The 1,572-nt window shown below is 53.1% G+C and carries 2 protein-coding genes and 1 pseudogene; 1 reads left to right on the top strand and 2 read right to left on the bottom strand.

Annotated elements, in window-relative coordinates:
* The coding region (locus CINSTRO3249_RS15715; protein WP_143146887.1) for an integrase core domain-containing protein at window positions 1–247 on the top strand (247 nt) is incomplete at its 5' end.
* 32 nt (window positions 248–279) lie between these two features.
* On the opposite strand, the pseudogene pstS reads toward CINSTRO3249_RS15715, so the two are convergent.
* Window positions 280–1,083, bottom strand: a pseudogene (gene pstS, locus CINSTRO3249_RS15720) (phosphate ABC transporter substrate-binding protein PstS); the annotation flags it as partial.
* A gap of 271 nt (window positions 1,084–1,354) precedes the next feature.
* A partial coding sequence (locus CINSTRO3249_RS15725) for an IS1 family transposase (protein ID WP_217265391.1) occupies window positions 1,355–1,572 on the bottom strand: 218 nt, incomplete at its 5' end.

Genomic DNA, 1,572 nt, shown 5'->3' on the forward strand with positions numbered 1-1,572 from the left:
CGGCGACTCCTACGATAATGCGATGGCAGAGAGTATCAACGGGTTGTACAAAACGGAGGTTATCCACCGCGGGAGCTGGAAAAACCGGACGGAAGTGGAGTTGGCCACGCTGGACTGGGTGGACTGGGTGGACTGGGTGGACTGGTACAACAACAGAAGGCTGCTCGGGCGGCTGGGTTACATCCCTCCTACTGAAGCCGAAATGAACTATTACGCTTTGCAATTAGCATCAGAGGAAGCGGCGTAGTATTGCCAAAATTACTCTCTAATAAACTCGGGGTTATTCAGGTCCTGGGCGAAGGAGCTTTCCCAATCGGCGCCCTTCGCCGCCGCGCTGAAATTTTGCTCGGTGGGCGATACCGGCTTACCATCGGCGGTGATCAATTTGGTGTAGGCCAGGTGGTTTTGTTTGGCATAGGCATATTCCACATAACCAATGGCACCGGGTAAACGCTGTACGAAAGCGGCCACGCCGTCATTGCCTTTACCACCCAAACCGACCGGCCAGTTGACCGTTGAGCCCGCGCCGATTTTCTGTTTCCAGTCGGGACTGACTTTGGCGAGATAGCTGGTAAAGACGAACGAGGAGCCTGAACCATCAGCGCGGCGTACCACCGCAATCGCCTGATCCGGCAAATTCAGTCCGGGGTTGAGTTTGGTGATCGCCGGGTCATTCCATTTTTTGATTTGACCGAGGTAGATGTCACCCAGCGTTTTACCGTCCAACGTCAGCTCACCGCTTTTTATTCCCGGCACGTTAATAGCCAGAACCACGCCGCCGATAACGGTGGGGAATTGGAACAGGCCATCTTTATTAAGCTGTTCATCGCTGAGCGGTGCGTCAGAAGCTCCGAAATCAACGGTATTGGCGATGATTTGTTTTACTCCGCCGGAAGAACCGATGCCCTGATAATTGACTTTTACGCCGGTGGATTTTTGATAAGAATCCGCCCATTTAGCGTAAACCGGCGCCGGAAAGGTCGCACCTGCACCGGTCAGGTTGGCGGCGGCAAAAGCGGGCACCGCCGCCATCGAGAAAGAGGCTGCAACCATACCGGCTAGGGTGGTACGAATCAGTTTCATAATCCCTCCTGTGGGATAAAAATGTCGACGTCAGTTACTTGTTGTTAGTAAAGATGACTGCCGTGCAGGAGGGAAAATAGGTCAGTTTGGTGACAGCAAGATGTACGAAATATGACAGTTAGATGACAATGATGCCAATGGCGCGGCGAGTGATGTCGCCGCCGCGCTTGGCGCTATAATTGCAGCGTGCGCTGTTGACCGTTGCGCTCGATGACCAGCGTCAATTTCCCGGCCGGGGTATCCGCCAATAACGGGCGGGTAATGACTCCAATTAGTAGAACATGTGTTTTTCGATGAAAGCTCCGATGACTTTTTCGTGGATCTCGACAGAGCGCGAGAAGCAAATCGTTTTACGCGCCAGTCGTTTAATGCGGGTACGGAGCGTCAGGTTATTGCGCTCTATACGTTGCGTGAAGATCTTGCCAGTCAGATGTTTCTGCTTCGGCACCTCTCTTGCATAGCTGCCCCAGTTGTCACTGGTAATCATGC

This window comes from Candidatus Sodalis sp. SoCistrobi, from assembly GCF_900143145.1.
Lineage (GTDB): Bacteria > Pseudomonadota > Gammaproteobacteria > Enterobacterales > Enterobacteriaceae > SoCistrobi.